General features: G+C 70.4%; 16 protein-coding genes and 1 pseudogene. 12 read left to right on the forward strand and 5 right to left on the reverse strand.

What is annotated here, in order from left to right; all coding sequences use genetic code 11:
* Positions 1 to 145 precede the first annotated feature (145 nt).
* The 9 genes and pseudogenes from B0675_RS07660 to B0675_RS07700 all read left to right on the forward strand — a co-directional run bounded on the left by B0675_RS07660 (position 146) and on the right by B0675_RS07700 (position 10,081).
* Entirely contained in the window at positions 146 to 1,066 is a 921-nt protein-coding gene (locus B0675_RS07660; RefSeq protein ID WP_179165264.1) for a hypothetical protein, read from the forward strand.
* Positions 1,067 to 1,476: 410 nt separating this feature from the next.
* Positions 1,477 to 2,895, forward strand: a complete 1,419-nt coding sequence (locus B0675_RS07665; RefSeq protein ID WP_081221653.1) for an FG-GAP-like repeat-containing protein — start codon at positions 1,477 to 1,479, stop codon at positions 2,893 to 2,895.
* Between the two features lie 371 nt (positions 2,896 to 3,266).
* Positions 3,267 to 3,539: a hypothetical protein gene (locus B0675_RS07670; RefSeq protein ID WP_241539724.1), complete on the forward strand. Its 273-nt coding sequence runs from the start codon at positions 3,267 to 3,269 to the stop codon at positions 3,537 to 3,539.
* 224 nt (positions 3,540 to 3,763) lie between these two features.
* A complete protein-coding gene (locus B0675_RS07675) occupies positions 3,764 to 5,725 on the forward strand; it encodes a hypothetical protein (RefSeq protein WP_081218041.1) in 1,962 nt (653 codons plus the stop codon).
* 115 nt (positions 5,726 to 5,840) lie between these two features.
* Positions 5,841 to 6,377, forward strand: a complete 537-nt coding sequence (gene cpt, locus B0675_RS07680) for a chloramphenicol phosphotransferase CPT (protein WP_081218043.1) — start codon at positions 5,841 to 5,843, stop codon at positions 6,375 to 6,377.
* A 338-nt stretch (positions 6,378 to 6,715) separates the two neighbouring features.
* Positions 6,716 to 7,354 (forward strand): hypothetical protein, encoded by a 639-nt coding sequence (locus B0675_RS07685; protein WP_143661056.1) that lies wholly within the window; start codon positions 6,716 to 6,718, stop codon positions 7,352 to 7,354.
* Between the two features lie 863 nt (positions 7,355 to 8,217).
* Positions 8,218 to 8,688: a hypothetical protein gene (locus B0675_RS07690; protein WP_081218048.1), complete on the forward strand. Its 471-nt coding sequence runs from the start codon at positions 8,218 to 8,220 to the stop codon at positions 8,686 to 8,688.
* A gap of 517 nt (positions 8,689 to 9,205) precedes the next feature.
* A pseudogene (locus B0675_RS07695) lies at positions 9,206 to 9,530 on the forward strand (tyrosine-type recombinase/integrase); the annotation flags it as partial.
* Between the two features lie 56 nt (positions 9,531 to 9,586).
* Positions 9,587 to 10,081 carry a DUF5959 family protein gene (locus B0675_RS07700; RefSeq protein WP_081218051.1) on the forward strand — a complete coding sequence of 165 codons (495 nt, stop codon included), beginning with the start codon at positions 9,587 to 9,589 and terminating at the stop codon, positions 10,079 to 10,081.
* A 100-nt stretch (positions 10,082 to 10,181) separates the two neighbouring features.
* Here the strand turns inward: B0675_RS07700 and B0675_RS07705 are convergent, their stop codons facing one another.
* Positions 10,182 to 10,943, reverse strand: a complete 762-nt coding sequence (locus tag B0675_RS07705; RefSeq protein WP_081218054.1) for a phosphoglyceromutase — start codon at positions 10,941 to 10,943, stop codon at positions 10,182 to 10,184.
* 198 nt (positions 10,944 to 11,141) lie between these two features.
* Here B0675_RS07705 and B0675_RS07710 point away from each other — a divergent pair, with 198 nt between their 5' ends.
* Complete coding sequence (locus B0675_RS07710) at positions 11,142 to 12,575, forward strand: MFS transporter (RefSeq protein ID WP_081218055.1); 1,434 nt, start codon at positions 11,142 to 11,144, stop codon at positions 12,573 to 12,575.
* 61 nt (positions 12,576 to 12,636) lie between these two features.
* On the opposite strand, the gene B0675_RS07715 is transcribed toward B0675_RS07710, so the two are convergent.
* Positions 12,637 to 13,188 (reverse strand): DUF2000 domain-containing protein, encoded by a 552-nt coding sequence (locus B0675_RS07715; protein WP_241539725.1) that lies wholly within the window; start codon positions 13,186 to 13,188, stop codon positions 12,637 to 12,639.
* 49 nt (positions 13,189 to 13,237) lie between these two features.
* Between B0675_RS07715 and B0675_RS07720 the strand changes: the two genes are divergently transcribed.
* Positions 13,238 to 14,029, forward strand: coding sequence for an AraC family transcriptional regulator (locus tag B0675_RS07720; RefSeq protein WP_081218056.1), 792 nt, complete (start codon positions 13,238 to 13,240; stop codon positions 14,027 to 14,029).
* Between the two features lie 37 nt (positions 14,030 to 14,066).
* Here B0675_RS07720 and B0675_RS07725 read toward each other — a convergent pair whose 3' ends face one another.
* From B0675_RS07725 to mshA, 3 genes are all read right to left on the reverse strand, one after another.
* A complete protein-coding gene (locus B0675_RS07725) occupies positions 14,067 to 15,764 on the reverse strand; it encodes a glycosyl hydrolase family 28-related protein (protein ID WP_081218057.1) in 1,698 nt (565 codons plus the stop codon).
* Positions 15,765 to 15,963: 199 nt separating this feature from the next.
* Positions 15,964 to 16,455, reverse strand: coding sequence for a YbjN domain-containing protein (locus tag B0675_RS07730; protein ID WP_081218058.1), 492 nt, complete (start codon positions 16,453 to 16,455; stop codon positions 15,964 to 15,966).
* A 113-nt stretch (positions 16,456 to 16,568) separates the two neighbouring features.
* On the reverse strand, positions 16,569 to 17,906 hold the full coding sequence (gene mshA / locus B0675_RS07735; RefSeq protein WP_081218059.1) for a D-inositol-3-phosphate glycosyltransferase: 1,338 nt from the start codon (positions 17,904 to 17,906) through the stop codon (positions 16,569 to 16,571).
* A 345-nt stretch (positions 17,907 to 18,251) separates the two neighbouring features.
* Between mshA and B0675_RS07740 the strand changes: the two genes are divergently transcribed.
* Entirely contained in the window at positions 18,252 to 19,037 is a 786-nt protein-coding gene (locus B0675_RS07740; RefSeq protein WP_179165387.1) for a class I SAM-dependent methyltransferase, read from the forward strand.
* Positions 19,038 to 19,130: the final 93 nt, after the last annotated feature.

Consider the following 19,130-nt stretch of genomic DNA (forward strand, 5'->3'; position numbering starts at 1 on the left):
CATGTCACCCGTCCGAGTGACGCGCTTGCGACGGAGGGATACGGACCGTTACGTTCGCCGCGACAACCGCAAACGCATACGGCCCCCGGCCGGGACGGCAATCCCGAACGAGGGCCTGACCAATCAGGAAGAGCAGAACTTCCCGATGGCTGAATCCCAGTCTAACGCGCGCCTGCGCGCCGACGCCGGAGCTCCGACCTCCGGCGTGATCCACGTACGCACCCGCCTCACCGCCGACTTCACCGTGATCGCGAACGCCCTCGCACAGCGGCGCGGCAGCGCGGTCACGATCGGTGTCGCGGTCTACATCCTCTCCCTGCCGGACGGCTCCCCCGTGAGCATCGCCGCACTGTGCGAGCACTTCACGGAGGGCGAGATCCTGATCTCACGGGCCCTCAGGGAGCTGGAGAACGCCGGGTACTTGGAGCGTCGCCGTGAGCGGATCTCCACCGGGCAGATCCGCACCCGGACGTACTTCTACACGGTCCCCGGCGGCGAACCGGAACCGGACGACACGCCCCAACCACCGCGCCCGCGGCGTCCCTTGAAGGAGCGGACGCCGTCGATAGGGGTGGCGCGAGCGACCGTACGGACGACGGCGAAGCCTCAGCCCGGGCGGCCGGACGGCACAGCGGACCCTGACGGGGCCGGTGAGCCGGTACAGCGGGACCGGGCCTCTCTCGCCGATGCCGACCCCGGGGCCGTCGCCGTGCTCGCCGCCCTTCGCGGGGCCGACCCGCGCCTGATCCTCTCGGAGTCCGAGGCATGCCGCCTGGCTCCGGCGGTGACGGAGTGGCTAGCGGCGGGCGTGGAGCCGTACAGGATCACGGAGTTGCTGACCACGGGGCTCCCGGACCACTTCCTGGGCCGCCCGTCGGGACTCCTGGCGTTCCGCCTGCGCGAGACACCCTTGCCGGTTCCTCGCGGGGCACCGGAACGCCCGTCGGAGAGCTGGTCGGTTCACCCCTTCCAGACCTGCGACGGCTGCGAACGCGCCTTCCGTGCACCGACAGCGGGCCACTGCCGGGACTGCCGGGCGACAGGCCGTCTGAGCGCGGCGAGTTGAGTCGCACGGGCCGACGGTCCCGGTCCGACGTCAGTCCTCGGAGACGGAGCAGTCCTTGACGGCGACGCCGACGAAATCACAGGTAGCCGCCCCCCTTTCGTCCTCGGCGGGGTGCTGCCGCAGGAAGGAGGCGGTGGCACGCGTCCCGGCGTCGAAGCAGGCGGGGTTCCGCGGGGATGCTGTCCGCCCAGGTGAGACGGCTGAACACCGCTCGGGCCGGACTGTCGACGGCCCGTGGACCGGGTGGGTTCACACGTTCTCTACCCGTACATGGGCAACCGTTCATGTGCCCCGAGGGTCTGGAGTGGTGACGCCCGTACGGCGTACAGCGCACGGACCGTACACGGACCGGCGGGCTCGTAGGCAGACGGCACAGGACGAAGCGGGACGACACGGGAGTGGTGAACGGCATGGGACGGCGACGGATCCTCGCGGCGTGTGCGACGGCGCTGGCGGTGACGGGCGGGGCCTTGAGCATGGTGCCCGCGCACGCGGCACCCAGCAGCGGATCGGCCGCCGCCCGCGCCGGTGACCTCGACGGCGACGGTTTCGGCGACCTCGCCGTCGGCTCGCCCAGCGGCACGATCGCGGGCCACGCGAAGGCCGGCTACGTCTCGGTGATGTACGGCACCGCGCAGGGCGTACGCACCACGCGGAAGAAGGGCATAACCCAGCAGACGGCGGGCATCCCCGGCACACCCGAGGCGAGCGACCGGTTCGGCTCCGCGGTGGCCGTCGGCGACGTGGACGGCGACGGGTACGCGGACCTGGTCATCGGCGCGGGCGGCGAGGCGATCGGCACGGTGAAGGGCGCCGGTTCGGTCACCGTCGTCTTCGGCGCCAAGGGCGGGCTGGGCAACAAGGCCATCGCCTTCAACGCACCGACCCCGACGGCCCGTCAGGGCTTCGGCGACAGGATCACGGTCGGCGACTTCGACCACGACGGCCGGGACGACATCGCGGTCGTGGCGGGAACGAAGGTGCAGGTCGTGAAGGGCGCGGCCAAGCTGCGCGACACGGCGAAGCCCGCCATGAAGGCGTACACCCCGCCGGGCGGCGGCGTCGCGACCGGGCAGATCGCGGCGGCGGACGTGAACGGCGACGGGTACACCGACCTCGCCACCGTCGCCTCCTTCGACGACCCGGCGGACGAGGGCACGCTCGGCGTCCTCGCCGGATCGGCGACGGGGCTCACCACGAAGACGCTGGGCAGGACGGGGCTGCCCTTCGAGGGGTACAGCATCGTCGCGGGCGACGTCACCGGCGACGGCAAGGACGACATCGTCATCGACACCAGCTTCGAGGACGGCCCGGACGACTACCTGCTCCGGCTGTACCCGGGCACCACGGCGGGCCTCGGCGCGGGCGTGGCCTACGGAGGGACGGCGCGGCCCGGCAGCGTGACCGGCCTCGCGGACTTCGACGGCGACGGCCACGCCGACCTGGTCACCTCGGACACCGGCGCGCCCGACCCGGACGGCTTCAACAACGCGGGCGCGGTGACGGTCGTGAAGGGCACCGGCTCGGGCCTGGACGCGGCGCACCAGCAGACGATCACCCTGGACACACCGGGTGTCGCGGGCGCGAGCGAGGGCAACGACCTGTTCGGCCGGGCGGTGGCGGCGGGCGACTACGACGCGGACGGCAAGGCCGACCTGACGGTGGGCGTCCCGGGCAAGTACCTGGGCACCGGCGCGGTCAGCGTCCTCCCGGGCTCCCCCACGGGCCCGACCGGCACGAACTCCATCCTGGTCAACCCGGAGTACCTGGACCACCCGACGCTCAAGGCGGGCTTCGGCTCGGCCCTGGGCGCGGCTACCCGTCCCTGACCCGAGGCCACACTCAGACCCCGGCGGGTCAGGCATCCGCCGGGGTCGGTCACGCACTCACAGCGTCGAGACTGCGATCGCCGGCCAGGCGATCCATCACGAGGGGATCGACCATGGGCACCGGCTGTACGCCGAACTGCCGTCGTGCTCAGCGCAGTTCGCGTCCTCCCGTGAAGGGCGGGACCCGCCGGTCTCTCTGCCGCGCGCTGCTGACGGTCCTCTGCCTGACAGGCTGCACATCCCACGGTTCCGTACCCGCCGGCCACCCCTCAGCCTCCGCCCCTCGGCGGAACGTCGACCCACACTCCGAGAAGCAGCTGACCGCGCAGGCCCAAGCGGCTCTCGACGGCGTCACGAAGGCGGACGGATCGATGGTCGAGTCAGGCGCCGAGCGGGTGTCCGACGGCGTGCACACTCAGCCCGACCTGGTGAATGGCACCCCGTACAGACTGACTGTGGTGTGCGCCGGCCACGGTGCCGCCGAGATCGCGTTCACTCCGCATGACGCAGGCTCCACCAAGTCGGTCCCCTGCGACGGCTCGGTGGTCTTCGAGCGGCTCACGGGCAAGGGTTCAGTGCGCCTGGACGTTCAGGGGAAGCCGAGCGCGACCGGCATGATCGTCTGGCGCATCAACAGGGTCTGACCGCAGGTCGACTTCGGCTCCGCTCCGGACAGGGAAAGCAAGCGTATACACGCGATCTCCCCACTTCCCGAAAACCCCCTCCTCAACTGTCACAGACATGCCATACGCTGCTCCCAGCAGCCGCGCCCCGCACATCACCGCAGTTCCGTGGTCATGTCCGGGTGCTGCGCGGCGCACTCGTCTCCCCGGTCTCGTACCGGGTTCCACGTGGGGGTAACAGCACTGTGCGTACGCGCAGCATCTCGATCGCGACGGCTGTCGCGGTCCTCTTCGGTTCGGCCGCTCTGAGTCTCGGTACCGCGGCCACCGCCTCGGCCGCTCCGGCCGCCCGGGTCACCACGCCCGGCGGCCTGGCCGTGGACGGCGTCGTGAAGCGGGTGTTCGTCGGCGACAGCGCCAACGGCACCGTCGTGGCCGCCGACTACTCCGGTGCGGTCCTCGGCTCGATCAAGGGCGTCACGGGCGTCAGCGACCTCGCGGTCTCGGACGACGGGGCGACCGTCTACGCGGCCGCGCCCGAGATCCACGAGATCTGGGCCATCGACGCGAGCACGCTCGGCGTCAAGGCCCGCTACACCGTTCCCACCACCACCGGCCCCCGCCATGTCGCGTTCAGCGGCGGGAAGGTCTGGTTCTCCTACGGCGACCAGTGGGACGGCAACATCGGCTCCGTCGACCCGACGGTCGACCCCGCGAGCGGCACCGACCCGGTGACCATGGAGCAGATACCGACCGAGGGCACCTCCGTCGGCATCTGGGGCCAGGCCCTGCTGGACACCGACCCGACCCAGCCGGGCATCCTCGCCGTCGGCGAGACCGGACTGTCCACGGCCTCGATGGCCGTGCTCGACGTCTCCAGCGGCAAGCCCGCCCTGGTCGCCTGGCACAACGGCGACTACTCGCTGAACAACGGCATCGGCGACATCGACCTGGTACCCGGCGGCAAGCAGGTGCTGGTCAACGGCAAGGACCGCGACGCCTACGCGGACGGCGCGTTCAAGGCCGCCGGCTCCTACCCCAACGGCCAGTTCGCGGACGTCGCCTCCAACGGCTTCCTCGCCCAGGTCAACGGCTCCAAGATCCTCACGTACCAGCCCAACGCGACCCTGCCGCTGCACACCTACGACCAGGGCACGGCCCAGACCGCCGACCTCGCCTGGGCGCCGGACGACTCCCGGGTCTTCGCGCTCGTCAGCGCGGACGGCGGCTACGGCCTCAAGGTGCTCACCGGCCCGGCGCTGAACAGCCCGACCCTGACGGTCAACGCCCCGTCGAGTGCGACCCGCGCCAAGAAACTCACGGTCACCGGCAAGCTCACGGCGACGGTCCCGCTGCCGTCCGGCGCGAAGCTCCAGGTCACCCGGACCGACCTGGACTCCCCGAGCGGCAAGGCGCTGCCCACCGTCACCGTGAAGTCGGACGGCACGTACTCCTTCTCCGACACCCCGCCCGCCGGCGGCACGGTCACCTACAAGGTGGCGTACGCGGGCGACGCCGGGCACTCCGCCGTCAGCGCGAGCGACAAGGTCGACGTCTCCCGCGCCTCGGCCTCGCTGAGCCTGAACAACAACGGCAAGGTGTACTCGTACGGCACCGACGTGACGTTCACGGCGCACCTCGGTACGACGTACAAGAACCGCACGGTCGAGATCTGGGCCAACCCCTACGGCGGCGACAAGCCCAACAAGCTGGTCAGGACCGGGACGGTCAGCTCCGGTGGCAACATCTCCGCGAAGATCGACATGACCCGCGACACCGAGGTCACCGCGATCTTCAAGGGCGACGCCCGCTACAAGTCGAAGACCGTCAAGGTCACGGGCTACGCCAAGGTGAAGAACTCCACCGCGGTGACGAAGCAGTACAAGACGGCCAAGATCGGCTCGCACTCGTACTACTGGTTCCACAAGAACACCGACCCGGTGCTCACCACGACGATGACGTACTACCCGGGCCGCAAGCAGCGCATGGACATGCAGGTCTACTACGCCGGTTCGTGGTACACCACCGACGGCAGCCCGCAGTACTTCAAGCTCGGCTCGAACGGCAAGTCCGGCGTGCGCCTGGAGGCCCCCGGCACCTCCGGCATCAAGGTGCGCATGCGCTCCTCGTACATCAACAACTCCTCGGGCGACAACGTCAACTCGACGACGTACGGCTCGTGGAAGTACCTGTACTTCTCCAACTAGCCCCGCCGAAGGCGTCGGAGAACGACGCCCGACCCTGAGCACCCCCTGAGCACCGGCCCCTCTCTCCCGGAAAACCCCGTGGAGAGAGGGGCCGTTCGGTGTCTACGGTGACGGGGTGACGACTGCGGTGATCGTTCTCAACGGTGGTTCCAGCTCGGGCAAGTCCGGGATCGCCCGGTGTCTGCAGGCGGTCCTGCCGGATCCGTGGCTGGCGCTCGGGACCGACACCCTCGTCGACGCGATGCCGGCGGCCATGCGGGCCTCGGACACGGGGATCGAGTTCGCCCCGGACGGCGAGGTGACCGTCGGGCCGGAGTTCCGGACGCTGGAAGCCGCGTGGATCGAGGGGATCGCCGGGATGGCCCGCGCGGGGGCCAGGATCATCGTCGACGAGGTCTTCCTCGGCGGCCCGGCCTCACAACAGCGATGGCGCGACGCCCTGCACGACCTGCCGGTGCTCTGGGTCGGCGTCCACTGCGACGCCACAATCGCCGCAGGCCGCGAACTCGCCCGAGGCGACCGACCCCCCGGCATGGCCGCATCCCAGGCGAACACGGTCCACCGGGGCGTGACCTACGACCTGGAGATCGACACCTCACACACCGAGTCGATCGAGTGCGCACGGATGATCGCGGCATGCGTGGTCGGGTGACCGACTCCGCCCGAACGGCGTCGAGCGAGACGAAGACCAGGACACTCGACCGACAGCAACACCACCCAGCCACGACAAAAGCCCCCCACCCGCGGAGAACCGCGGGCAGGGGGCTTCTTCAGTTCTGCTTACTTCTTCTTGCCCTGGGTCTTGCCGGAGATCTTGGCGACCTGCTGCTTCCCAGCTCAGGGACGGTGGGCTCGTGCGCCCGGTTGTCGTCGTTGGTCATCATTGGCCACTGTCGAGCAACCTCGGACGGCCCAGCGACGGCCCAGCCCCGGCCTGCTCGACCGACACCGGGATCGGCGAGGAGCATGCCGATCTCTACGATGCAGGCCATGGGGACTACCGACTCAGCACCACTCATACGCGCCTGTTGGCTCTCATGGCTCGCCGTTGAGTCGGCCGATCAGGCGGAAGTGGTCAAGGCTCTCGGCTTGGCGGACATACGGGAGACCACCTGGACCGACGGCGTGGAACTCGTCGACGAGGTGGCGCACGACGAGAAGGAACCGTTCTCCACCGTCATCGTCACGCCACCCATCCAGGGGTGGATTCTGGCCATCGGACCGTACTTCGGGCTGCCTTACTCACAACAAACTGCTCATGTCACCGACCTGTGCCGGCACTTGAGCACCCACTTCGGCAAAGCCCAACTCTTCTTCCACAGTGAGCAGAACGACGGGGAAGCATGGCTGATCGCCGAAGGTGGACGGATCCTCCGGCGTTGGATTAGTGAGCAGCCTGAGCTCGCCCTGGGCGAACCGTTCGGTGTCGAGCGGCGGCTCCTCGACGCCTACGGCATCAAGGGCAAGCCCGAGGATCTTGACCTCAGCAGTGACCTGGCCGGCGACTGGGCAGCGACCTGGGGGGATTGCTGGGCCACGACAGTTGCAGAGGAGTGCAGCATCAACCCCACCACAACCACTGCGGTTACGGGCAGTCTGCTGGTCGCAGCCGCTCCGTCCTTCGAGTAGCCACACCGTATGCCTCGAAGAGGATGCCGCTGAGCACCGCTTTAGGAGCGAGGTGGGGTGATTGCTGGGGTGAGCTGCGGAGACGTGCACTGGGGTAAGTGCGCGCTCGTGCACCGTTGTTGTCGCCGAGTCCCCGTGAGTCCCCGCCCGTTCTGGCACGAGACTGGCACGGACGGGCATGCGATCCCCGGGCCGGGAGCTGATCGAGCCTCAGCAGAACTCTCCGCCCACTCCTAGCTTTCGTCGGGCTCGCGTGCCCAGGCATAGGGCATTCGGTCAGTTTTATCTGTTACCCACGGATCGGGGTACCTGGCGTGACACACGGTGCATCGCGCGACGAACGTTCCGATGTCGGGGTTTGTCATGATGCTGTAGTGCGACGATGGAACCGCACGGATCACATAGCCATTGGCTGTGGTCTCCAGGGCTGGCCAGAGGGGTGAGCACTGGCAGGGCACGTTCTTCGCGAACGTCTCGTCACCGACTACGTGGTGGGTGCTCTTGAGTGTTTCGAAGAGGCGTCTTAGTCCATTCACGGCGCCCTCACATCCTGTGATTGATTGACACGCCGATCACGCATCTTGCCTTGGAGCGGACACCCTATAGCGCGGTCGACGGAGCCTTAATGGCCGAGTCAAGGCGTCGACCGACCGGTGTGCCCCTCGATGCGAACTACAGGCAGGGCGGTCACCGAGGTCTGCGCGGCTAGTCACCGGTGTGGGCACGGTCACTGACGACCGGCTGCGGTCGCGGCGGTTGCTGTACTTCGCTGCTGTATGACGCGGATGCGACGGGGATCACCACGGACGCCGACTCTCCTCTACTACCCCCCATAGCCGCTGACGGAGCTATAGGGTCGCCGAGTGGACTGGCTTGCCCCCGTGAGTGCGGTGATCGGCGGAGGGATCGCCGTTGCTTCTGGCTGGACCGTGGAACGAAGCCGCTGGAAGCGCGAAGATGCACGGCAGGAGAGAGACCGACGGACGGCGCTCTACGCCGACTACCTCGCCGCCGTTCTCTCGGCTCGCGAGCAGATATGGCATGCGAGCCGATGGCGCGAGCTACCGAGGGCAGAACGCATCGCGCTGGCGCGGAACTCTCTCCGGGACTCCCAGGTCTACCCCATGCGGGATCGAATCCTATTGGTGGGTTCCCCACGGTTAGGCGAGCTGTCCTACGAGATCGTAAGGCGCTTGACCGCGTATAGAGACGCCGTGATCGAGGAATTGGATGACAGCAACGCGGAGTTGCACGCTGCTTGGGACTCCATCAACGAGGCACGAGACGCACTCACCGTCGCTATGAGAACCGATCTGGATTCTTTGCGGATCTGATGTTCCTCGCCGCACGGATCTGAGCTCTCCGTACCCACCACTCAACCCCCCTGTGCCGCGTCTGCTCGGCTCTGCCTGGGTCAACGGTGGACGGGATGGGAGCTCCCCAACGCAACCACCGACGTGCCCGCGGCCGGGAGCGGCGCCCCCTCCCCCGGTGCCGGCCGATCCCCCGCCGGAGGCATCGTCTGTGGCCATGGGCCGCGTCGTCGGGTGATCGACTCATGGCCTCCGGGCCTATCCACAGTGGGCGGGCGTCGGCGAGAGCGGGGCGGAGCGGGCCGAAGGCAGGAGCGGCAGCCCCAGCGGGAGCCGGGTGCTTGAACCAGTAGAGAAAGTTGTAACTCAGTAGGTCTGCTGGGGCTTGAAGTCGTATGCGCAGGCTGGGAGTTCGATGCGCTGTCGGTGAGCGAGCGGGACGAAGGAGAATGGGCGGATCGTCCAGGTGATGCGGGTGCCAGAGTGGGTCACTGAGACTGTGCACGGCTGCATGCGCGAGAGGGCTTGGCGGGTCTGGCCGCGCGGGGGTCATGTCTGGCGTACCTCGCTCTCAATGAGGAGGCGTGGAAGCGGGCGCTGGCCAACGCAGGGGTGATCCCGCCCCCGAGCGTGGACAGCCGCACGCCGAGTCCCGCGAGAACGGCATGCACGCGCTCCGGCACTTCTACGCGTCGGTGCTCCTGGCCGCAGGGGAGAACATCAAGGCGCTGGCCGAGTACCTGGGCCACTCAGATCCAGACTTGACCCTGCGCGTCTACGCGCACCTGATGCCGTTCAGCCGGGAGCGGACCAGCAGAGCCGTGTCAGACGTCTGCTCGAAGCGTCTCCACCCCGAACCGTGAGATCCGCGGACGGTCCGGCAGGATGCTCCGACCTGGTCACTTCGGGGAGGAAATCCATGGACTCGACGGATGCCGTCATCAATCTGATCCACCTGGCCGACATGCCTGGCACCAGCGGGCACAGTGTCTCTGTGCGCGTCCTGGGTCGTTTTCAGCCCGGGATTCTGACCGGACACGACTTTCTCGAGTGCGAGATCGTCATCGAGGCGGAACCCGTCAACGGTAACTTCTCGGTGACCCTTCTCCCCGAGGACCTGGAGGACTGGGAGGACGTCTTGACGACCCTGGAGTCCGGCCGGTTCGCCATGTGGCTCACGTCCGGGCGGACACCTTCCGTGAAGTTCAAGCCTGACGAGAGCGGCGGGCTCTGGGTGTCGGTGCACGACGGACCGTCGTCGGCAGTAACTGTCACCGTCCCGTTGTTCGCACCACCACCAAAGTGGGTCACCGAGCAGCGCGATCTGCTCGCCCAGGCTCGCGAGGTCTACCCCCGCGAGGTCGTCGAGACATCACCCGGCGCCTACGAGTGGCGGCGTGCACGCAACGCCTGAGGGTCCGACCAAGCACCTGAGGGCCCACGGACGGCCCAGCCCCACCAAGAAGCCCCCGCCCTGCCAAGAAAGAGCAGGTCGGGGGCTCGCTGGTGTCGCGTTACTTCTTCTTGCCCTGGTTCTTGACCGCCTCGATCGCTGCCGCTGCCGCGTCCGGGTCGAGGTAGGTGCCGCCCGGCTTGAGGGGCTTGAAGTCCGCGTCCAGCTCGTAGGAGAGCGGGATGCCCGTCGGGATGTTCAGGCCCGCGATGTCGGCGTCGGAGATGCCGTCGAGGTGCTTGACCAGGGCGCGGAGGCTGTTGCCGTGGGCCGCGACCAGGACCGTGCGGCCGGTCAGCAGGTCGGGGACGATGCCGTCGAACCAGTACGGCAGCATGCGGACGACGACGTCCTTCAGGCACTCCGTCTGCGGGCGCAGCTCGGGCGGGAGCGTCGCGTAGCGCGGGTCGTCGAACTGCGAGTACTCGGCGTCGCGGTCGAGCGGCGGCGGCGGGGTGTCGTACGAGCGGCGCCAGAGCATGAACTGCTCCTCGCCGAACTCGGCGAGCGTCTGCGCCTTGTCCTTGCCCTGGAGGGCGCCGTAGTGACGCTCGTTCAGGCGCCAGCTGCGGTGGACCGGGATCCAGAGGCGGTCCGCGGACTCCAGCGCGAGCTGCGCGGTGCGGATCGCGCGCTTCTGGAGCGAGGTGTGGACCACGTCGGGCAGCAGGCCGGCGTCCTTGAGCAGCTCACCGCCGCGTACTGCCTCCTTCTCGCCCTTCTCGTTGAGGTTGACGTCCACCCAACCGGTGAACAGGTTCTTCGCGTTCCATTCGCTCTCGCCGTGGCGGAGGAGGATCAGCTTGTACGGTGCGTCGGCCATGCCTCCGAGCGTAATCGAACCCCCCGACCGCTCGCGCGCTCGGTCGCCAGTCGGACACCCGCGCCCCCGCTTCGCCGTGCCGAGCCCTCCCCGCCGCCCGTCAGTTGACGGCATCTGTTAATCGAGTGGCTCTCCGGGGCCGGGCCCTCGTAAGTTGTGCTCACCGCCAGAGCCGCTTACGTCCGTGGGGGATTTTCCATGCCTGTCGCCGTCGTCAGACGTGCCGTCCGGGAGACCGTGTCCGGGCTCCCCCGCGAGTTCTGGTGGCTGTGGACCAGCACGCTCATCAACCGGCTCGGCGCCTTCGTCGCCACGTTCATGGCCCTGTACCTGACCCTCGACCGGGGCTACTCCGCCTCGTACGCCGGTCTCGTCGCGTCGCTGCACGGCCTCGGCGGGGTCGTCTCCTCGCTCGTCGCCGGTGTCATGACCGACCGGTTCGGGCGTCGCCCCACGCTGCTCGTCGCCCAGGTGTCGACGGCCGGCTCGGTCGCGCTGCTCGGCTTCATGCAGGACCCGGTGGCCATCGCCGGTGTCGCCTTCCTGGTGGGCATGGCCAGCAACGCCTCCCGGCCCGCCGTGCAGGCGATGATGGCCGACATCGTCCGGCCCGAGGACCGCGTCCGCGCCTTCTCCCTGAACTACTGGGCCATCAACCTCGGCTTCGCCGTCTCCTCGATCGGCGCCGGCTTCATCGCCGAGTTCAGCTACCTCGCGGGCTTCCTCATCGAGGCCGGCATGACCCTGGTCTGCGCGTTCGTCGTCTTCGCGAAGCTCCCCGAGTCGAAGCCGGTGCAGGTCGCCAAGGAGACGGCGCCCGCCGTCGGGCTCGGGACGGTGCTGCGCGACGGACGGTTCATGAGCGTCGTCGGCCTGTCGTTCCTCGTCGCGCTCGTGTTCCAGCAGGGCTCGGTCGGGCTGCCGGTCGCGATGGGCGAGGCCGGTTTCACCCCGGCGGACTACGGCACGGCGATGGCGGTCAACGGCGTGATGATCGTCGTGCTCCAGATCCCGGTGACCCGTTTTATCGAGCACCGGGACCCCCGGCGGCTGCTCGTCGTCTCCTCGATCCTCGCCGGGTACGGGTTCGGGCTGACCGCCTTCGCCGGGTCGGTGGGCGTCTTCACCCTGACCGTCTGCGTGTGGACCCTCGCCGAGATCGTCAACGCCCCGACGCAGACCGGGCTCGTCGTCCGCCTCTCCCCCGTCCACGGCCGCGGCCGCTACCAGGGCATGTACACCCTGTCCTGGGCGCTCGCCTCGCTCGTCGCCCCGGTGATGTCCGGCCTCGTCATCGACCGTTTCGGCGCCGCCTACCTCTGGGGCCTGTGCGCGGTGGTCGGCACGGTGGCCGGCCTCGGCTACGCGCTGCTCATGCGCCGGCTCCCCACGGAGGAATCGGTGCGGGAGTCCGTGCGCGAGCCCGTACGGGAGCCGGTGCGCGCATCGGTGGCGTCTCCCGTGGGGGAACCGGCGCGCGCGTCCCGTACGCCCTCCCTCGTGGACGAGACGGTCGTCGAGGTCACTCCCGCCACCGTGGGCGTCGGCTCCGCGATGGAGGCCGCCCCGGCGCCACTGCCGGGCGGCCCGGTACCGCTACCGGCGACCCGGGCAGGGGACGCCTCGGCCTGAGTCCGCCTCGGCCCGAGCACCGGACCCCGGCCGCACGCGGAGACTCCCGGCGCGGGGCGCCTCACGGATGCATCCGCGCCCCCTTCACCACCTTGTCCACCGCGTTCCGCGGCCCGTGCACCGCGAGGCCCACCAGGTCCAGGTCGCCGGTCGGCACGGCCCGGACAGCCCCGCGGTTGTCCCGGTCGTTGCCCGTGGCGAACAGGTCGGACGTGAAGATCGCCCTGGGCAGGGCCCGGGAGAGCGCGCGGCCGTGGGCGGCGGTCAGCGTCTCCTTGGACGCCTCGAAGACCATGACGGGCTGGCGGAACATCGGCAGGTAGGCGACCGCGTCGGCGTCCTCGTAGGGCTCGCCGACCACCTCGGGGACGGCCGTACCCAGGCCGCTGACGAGGAAGGCGGTCACGTTGAGCCGCTGCCAGGGCTCCAGGTCGTCGCGCAGGACGACGACGATCTTGGTGTCGAAACGGACGGGCGCGTCGCCGGAGACGCTCGCGGTGTCCACGGTGCCGCTGTTCTCCGTGTTCGCCGTGTTCTCAGTGTTCGCGGTGTCGGTGATCCCGGTGTCGCCGTTCGCGGTGTTCGCGGTGTTCGTGCTGCTCAGGCTGCTCATGCACTGAGACTGCCGACCGGGGTCCGCCGCGGTCTTGTACGTTCTTTGCATGGCCCCGCAACGGGAGATCTCCGCGTGGCGCCCGGGTGTCCCGGGTGTCGTCGAGGTCTTCCACGCCCACTACACCGAGTACGCGTACCCGATGCACGTGCACGAGGCCTGGACCCTGCTGATCGTCGACGACGGCGCCGTCCGGTACGACCTGGACCGGCACGAGCACGGCACCCCGCACGACACGGTCTCGCTGCTCCCCCCGCACATCCCGCACAACGGCGCGCCGGCCACCGCGGACGGTTTCCGCAAGCGGGTCCTCTACCTCGACAGCTCACGCCTGGGCGACGACCTCATCGGACCCGCCGTGGACGGACCCGACCTGGTGGACCCGGTGCTGCGGCGCCGCGTCGGTCAGCTGCACACCGCGCTCGCGCATCCCGGGGACGAGCTGGAGGCCGACAGCAGGCTGACGCTGATCGCGGAGCGGCTGCACGGCCGGCTGCGTCCGGCGGCGGCGGTCGGCCTCGCGCGCCCCGACCGGCCGCTCGCGTACCGGCTGCGCGAACTCCTCGACGCGCGCCTCGTCGAGGGGGTCGCCCTGGACGAGGCGGCGCGGCTCGTGCACGCCCATCCCGCCCATCTCGTACGGGCGTTCAGCGGCGCGTTCGGCATCGCCCCGCACCAGTACCTGATGTCCCGCCGGGTGGACCGCGCCCGTCGGCTGCTGCTCGACGGGCGCCCGCCGGGCGAGGTGGCCGCGGCGACCGGTTTCTACGACCAGTCCCATCTCACCCGTCATTTCCGGCGGTTGGTGGGGGTGACGCCGGGGCGGTACGCGCGGTCGTGAACCCGCCGCGGACCGCCCGAGGCGCCGGACTCCCTCTCTAGAGGCCGCGTTGGGCCTCGTACAGGTTGCCCGGGCGCACGGCGTCGGTCGTTCCGTACAGCTCCAGGCGGGCGTGCAGGTCGCCGGTGAAGTCGGGGACGTCGATCTGGTCGAACTCGGTGACCTCGTTGACGCCGACGGTGGCGCTGTAGGGGGCGAGCCCGTCGATCCTCATCAGGCCGGCGCGGCCGTTGGTGACCCGGATGTTCCAGTGGGTGAAGCGGGCGCCGAAGAGCGGTCCTGCGGAGGCGTCGCCACCGTGCCGGCCGTCGTTGTCCACGGTGATGTCGGTGCGGACGTTGGCGAACGGCAGTCCGCGGTGCGAGTCGAAGGTGCCCATCCGCATGTCACCGCGCGACCAGACGTTGTAGGACGACAGGCCCTCGACGTTGATGCCGTGCAGTTGGGTCCCGGCGGGCGCCGGGACGGTGCGCTCCTCGATGGTGAAGTCCTCGATCAGGTTGTCGTGCGAGCCCTCGCGGCAGAAGTACGGGTGGTGGGAGCCGCGGCCCGCGACCCGGGTGCGGCGCAGGGTGCAGGCGGAGGCGGCGACGAGGCCGAAGCCGTTGTCGACGTGGCGCACGGTGACGTCGTCGACCCAGCAGTCGTAGGCGCACTGGAGGACGACGCCGTTGTACCCCTTGTCGAGGAGGTGCGGGGACTGCGGTGTCTCGACGGCCTCCAGGGTCAGGCCCTCCACGCCGGAGCCGGTCAGTTCCTCGACGTGGGTGGTCAGCCGGGGGTCCCACTCGGGGCGGACGTCGAGCGGCAGGGGCCGTTCGAGCGTCACCCTGCGGCCCCTGACGCGGGCCACGCGGACGGGCCACTCGTAGGGGACGTACGACGTCAGTTTCGTCTTGTCGTCCCAGGAGTACGCCTCCGGGCCGGGGCCGCCGCCGGACATGTGCTCCAGGAGGGTGTGGTCCGCGTCGTCGGCGAGGCGGAGCAGGACGAGGGCGCCGGGACGCAGCCCGGAGGCGTCCGCGACGGTCACCGTCCAGGAGCCCTGGCGTGCGGGCTCGACGGTGGTGAGGGTCTGCCAGGCGTCGCGCGTGTTGCCGGTCCATCCCTCGAAGGGCCACGCCTTCGCCCTGATGGCGTCGACGAGGGAGTCCAGGCGGGCGGTGGGGGCCAGCCAGATGAGGCCACCGGCCCAGGACCAGGAGGACTTGTCGCCTCCGTAGCGGGATCCGTAGGCGCCGATCAGCTCGGTGAGGTTCTTGGTCGCGTAGAGCGTGGTCCGGCCGCTGCCGGCGCCCCGGAGGACCACGTTCGAGTGACCGATGCGGATCAGGTCGTCGATGCGGTAGGTCCCGGGCGGGATGGTGACCGTGCCACCGCCGGCCCTTCCGGCGGCGGCGATGGCACGGTTGATCGCGGGGGCGCAGTCGGTCGTCCCGTCGGCGGCGAAGGCCCCGTGGTGGCGGACGTCGGTCACGGCACGGTGCCGGGGCAGGCGTGCCGCCCCGCCGCCGAGGCCGGCCCTGCCGACGTAGGGGATCTGCGGGTGGGTGAACGGGGAGCGGGTGAACTCGCGCCAGATCGCCGGTACTTCGCCGTGCCGCGCCGGGCTGCTCGGCGGGCTCCCGGCCGTCGCCGCCACCTGCCCGGCCGCTGCCGCCGGGCCCGCCGCCACGCCGGTCACGGCGACGGCCGCCACGGCCGTGGCGCTGCCGAGCAGGGTCCGTCTGGTCATCCCCGCGCGCCCGCTGTTCCGGTGCCTGTCGCTCATGCCCGTCCGCCCTTCCATGGTGCTCGTCCGACCCGACATGATTTTCATGGATGTGAACGACGTTCAGATCTGCGTCGGCGGCGAGCATGCCACGAGGACCCCGCGCACCGGAAGAGGTCGCGCATGGGTCAGAGGGATGGGTCCAATGGAGAGGCGGGGAGCGTCAGTTGGCGGGACGCTCGGTCAGGTGGGTGAACGCGTCCAGGTTGCGGGTCGACTCGCCGCGGGACACCCGCCAGTCGTACTCCTTGCGGATCGCGGAGGCGAAACCGAGCTCCAGGAGGGTGTTGAAGGAGCCGTCGGCCGCTTCGAGGACCGAGCCCAGCAGCCGGTCCACCTCTTCGGGGGTGACGGCGGCCAGCGGCAGCTTGCCGACCAGATAGACGTCCCCGAGGGGGTCGACCGCGTAGGAGACGCCGTAGAGCTTGAGGTTGCGCTCCAGGAGCCAGCGGTGGACCGCCGCGTGGTTCTCGTCGGGGTGGCGGACCACGAAGGCGTTCAGCGACAGCGAGTGCTTGCCGACGATCAGTGAGACCGTCGTGGACAGCTTGCGGGTACCGGGCAGTTTCACCACGTACGAGCCCGCCGCCGGACTCTCCCACTCCAGCTCGGCCTCGGTGAGGACCTGCTCGATGATCGACGCTGCGTCAGCCATGCAGCGAGCGTACGTGACCGCTCCGGACGAGGCTCACCCCCTCCGGGCGCGGGACCCACCGCCTCCGGGCGCGCGACCGCACCCGCTCACCGGCAGGCCGTGCGCGGACCGCCTCAGGCGTGGTGCGCCCGCACCCGGCGCCGGTGTTCCTGGGTCGCCGCCGCGTAGACGTCCGCCGTCGCGGCGGCCGCGGTGTCCCAGCCGAAGCGCTCCGCGTGCCGGGCCGCCGCGGCGCCCATCCGGTCCGGGAGGGTCGCGTCGTCCGCGAAGTCGCCCAGCACGCGCGCGTAGTCGGCGGGATGGTGGCCGGGGACCAGGAAGCCCGTCTCCTCGTGGCGGACGGCCACCGGCAGACCGCCGACCTCGGCGGCGAGCACCGGCGTGCCGGCCGCCTGCGCCTCGATGGCGACAAGCCCGAAGGACTCGCTGTAGGAGGGCATCACCAGGACGGAAGCGGCCCGGAACCAGTCGGCGAGCTGGTCCTGGTCGACGGGCGGCCGGAACCGCACGACGTCGGCGATGCCCAGCCGCGCGGCGAGCTTCTGGAGCCCCTCCGGCTTGGCGAGCCCGCTGCCGCTCGGTCCGCCGACCACCGGGACGACGATCCTGCGCCGCAGCTCGGGCCGCTCGTCGAGCAGTACGGCGACCGCGCGCAGCAGCACGTCGGGGGCCTTCAAGGGCTGTATGCGGCCCGCGAACAGGGGGATCAGGGCGTCCTGCGGCAGGCCGAGGCGGGCCCGGGCGGCGGCCCGGCCGTCGGCGGGCCGGAAGCGGTCGAGGTTGACGCCGGGGTGCACGACGGCGACGTTGCCGGCCGCGGCCTCGTAGTGGCGCACGAGTTCGTCGGCCTCCTCCGCGGTGTTCGCGATGAGGCGGTCGGCGGCGCGCACGATCTGGGTCTCGCCGATGACGCGAGCGGCGGGCTCGGGGGTGTCGCCCTCGGCGAGCGAGGCGTTCTTGACCTTGGCCATGGTGTGCATGGCGTGGACGAGGGGGGCGCCCCAGCGTTCTGCGGCCAGCCAGCCGACGTGGCCGGAGAGCCAGTAGTGGGAGTGCACGAGGTCGTAGTAACCGGGCCGGTGACCGGCCCACGCCTGCATGACGCCGTGCGTGAAGGCACACAGCTGGGCGGGGAGATCTTCCTTGGCGAGGCCTTCGTAGGGGCCCGCGTCGACGTGCCGGACGAGGACGCCGGGGGCCAGCTCGACGCAGGGCGGGAGCGCGGCCGTGGTGGCGCGCGTGAAGATCTCGACCTCGATGTTGATCGCGGCCAGCCGCTGGGCCAGCTCCACGATGTAGACGTTCATGCCGCCCGCGTCGCCCGTGCCGGGCTGGTGCAGCGGCGAGGTGTGCACGGAGAGCATCGCTACGCGTCGGGGCCTGCGGTGCAGCCTGAGCCGCGAGGGCGCCGCCGCCGAGCGACGCCCGAGCCTGCTGACGTACTGGCTCACGTGGCGTTTCCTCCTCGCTGCGGGCATGCCGGTCGGAGGACACAGGGCGCCCTCCAGGAGGGGGAACGCCGGAGGCCTCCGCTCCATTTCCGCTTTGCCGAATCATTACCGCTGATCGCTCAACCGTTCGATCCGAGAGTGCGTCTGCCCCGCTGCCCGCGCGGTACTCCGCACGGCGCGAGCCCGCGGGCCCGTCATGGTTGTCCACAGGGCTGTGGGGGGCCGCCGGAGGTTGTCCACAGGCCGGAACGGCCCTCGTCGGAGCCGCCTACTCTCGTACGCATGGCAACCCGCGCAACGCCCCATCACCTCGCTCGGCTTCGTTCGAGCGCGGCGACCCCTGTCGTGGGCACGGTGACGCGCGGGACGACGAACCCCAACCGACTGCGGCGCATGGACCGCTGGATCGCCGCGACGCACGGCGCCGAGCTCCGCAGGTCCCCGGACCCCGTCGCGGTCGACCTGGGCTACGGGGCGGCTCCGTGGACCGCGGTCGAGCTGCTGACCCGGCTGCGCACCGCCGCCCCCCGCACCCGGGTGTTCGGCGTGGAGATCGAGCCGGCCCGCGTCGCCGCCGCCCTGCCGTACGAGCGCGAGGGCCTCACCTTCCGGCACGGCGGCTTCGAGGTCCCGGTGCCGGGCCGTCCGTTGCTGATCCGCGCGGCGAACGTGCTCCGCCAGTACGACGAGGAGCAGGTCGCCGAGGTCTGGCGGCGGCTGTGCGGGCGGCTCGCACCGGCCGGACAGGGTTCGCGGGGCGGACTGCTCGTCGAGGGCACCTGTGACGAGATCGGCCGCCGGCACGTCTGGGTCGCCCTCGGCCCGGAGGGCCCGCGCACGGTCACGTTCGCCACCCGGCTCGGCTCCCTCGACCGTCCGTCCGACCTGGCCGAGCGGCTGCCCAAGGCCCTCATCCACCGCAATGTCCCGGGCGAGCCCGTGCACGCCTTCCTGCGCGACTTCGACCACGCCTGGGCGGCCGCCGCACCGTACGCGTCGTACGGCGCCCGGCAGCGCTGGATACGCGCGGTCCGCGACCTGTCGGCCGACTGGCCGCTCGCGGACGGGATCGCGCGCCGGCGCCAGGGCGAAGTGACGGTCCGCTGGGAGGCGTTGGCGCCGCGGTTCTGACGCACGGCGGAACCACTCCGTCCGCGAACGGGCGGGAACGATCTCGATGAGTCGCACGTCACACAGGCCGGGGGACGAGATCGTCATGCCGGG

Origin of the sequence: Streptomyces sp. M41(2017), assembly GCF_002078175.1 — a bacterium.
Taxonomy (GTDB): domain Bacteria; phylum Actinomycetota; class Actinomycetes; order Streptomycetales; family Streptomycetaceae; genus Streptomyces.

What these genes read in the sequence shown, in the direction of transcription:
- B0675_RS07700 (WP_081218051.1), top strand. Translation starts at nt 9,587, where the DNA reads ATGGACTCGACGGATGCCGTCATCAATCTGATCCACCTGGCCGACATG.
- B0675_RS07720 (WP_081218056.1), top strand. Translation starts at nt 13,238, where the DNA reads ATGGCCCCGCAACGGGAGATCTCCGCGTGGCGCCCGGGTGTCCCGGGT.
- B0675_RS07730 (WP_081218058.1), bottom strand. Translation starts at nt 16,455, where the DNA reads ATGGCTGACGCAGCGTCGATCATCGAGCAGGTCCTCACCGAGGCCGAG.
- B0675_RS07660 (WP_179165264.1), top strand. Translation starts at nt 146, where the DNA reads ATGGCTGAATCCCAGTCTAACGCGCGCCTGCGCGCCGACGCCGGAGCT.
- B0675_RS07715 (WP_241539725.1), bottom strand. Translation starts at nt 13,188, where the DNA reads ATGAGCAGCCTGAGCAGCACGAACACCGCGAACACCGCGAACGGCGAC.
- B0675_RS07685 (WP_143661056.1), top strand. Translation starts at nt 6,716, where the DNA reads ATGGGGACTACCGACTCAGCACCACTCATACGCGCCTGTTGGCTCTCA.
- B0675_RS07670 (WP_241539724.1), top strand. Translation starts at nt 3,267, where the DNA reads ATGGTCGAGTCAGGCGCCGAGCGGGTGTCCGACGGCGTGCACACTCAG.
- B0675_RS07705 (WP_081218054.1), bottom strand. Translation starts at nt 10,943, where the DNA reads ATGGCCGACGCACCGTACAAGCTGATCCTCCTCCGCCACGGCGAGAGC.
- B0675_RS07710 (WP_081218055.1), top strand. Translation starts at nt 11,142, where the DNA reads ATGCCTGTCGCCGTCGTCAGACGTGCCGTCCGGGAGACCGTGTCCGGG.
- B0675_RS07665 (WP_081221653.1), top strand. Translation starts at nt 1,477, where the DNA reads ATGGGACGGCGACGGATCCTCGCGGCGTGTGCGACGGCGCTGGCGGTG.
- B0675_RS07725 (WP_081218057.1), bottom strand. Translation starts at nt 15,764, where the DNA reads ATGACCAGACGGACCCTGCTCGGCAGCGCCACGGCCGTGGCGGCCGTC.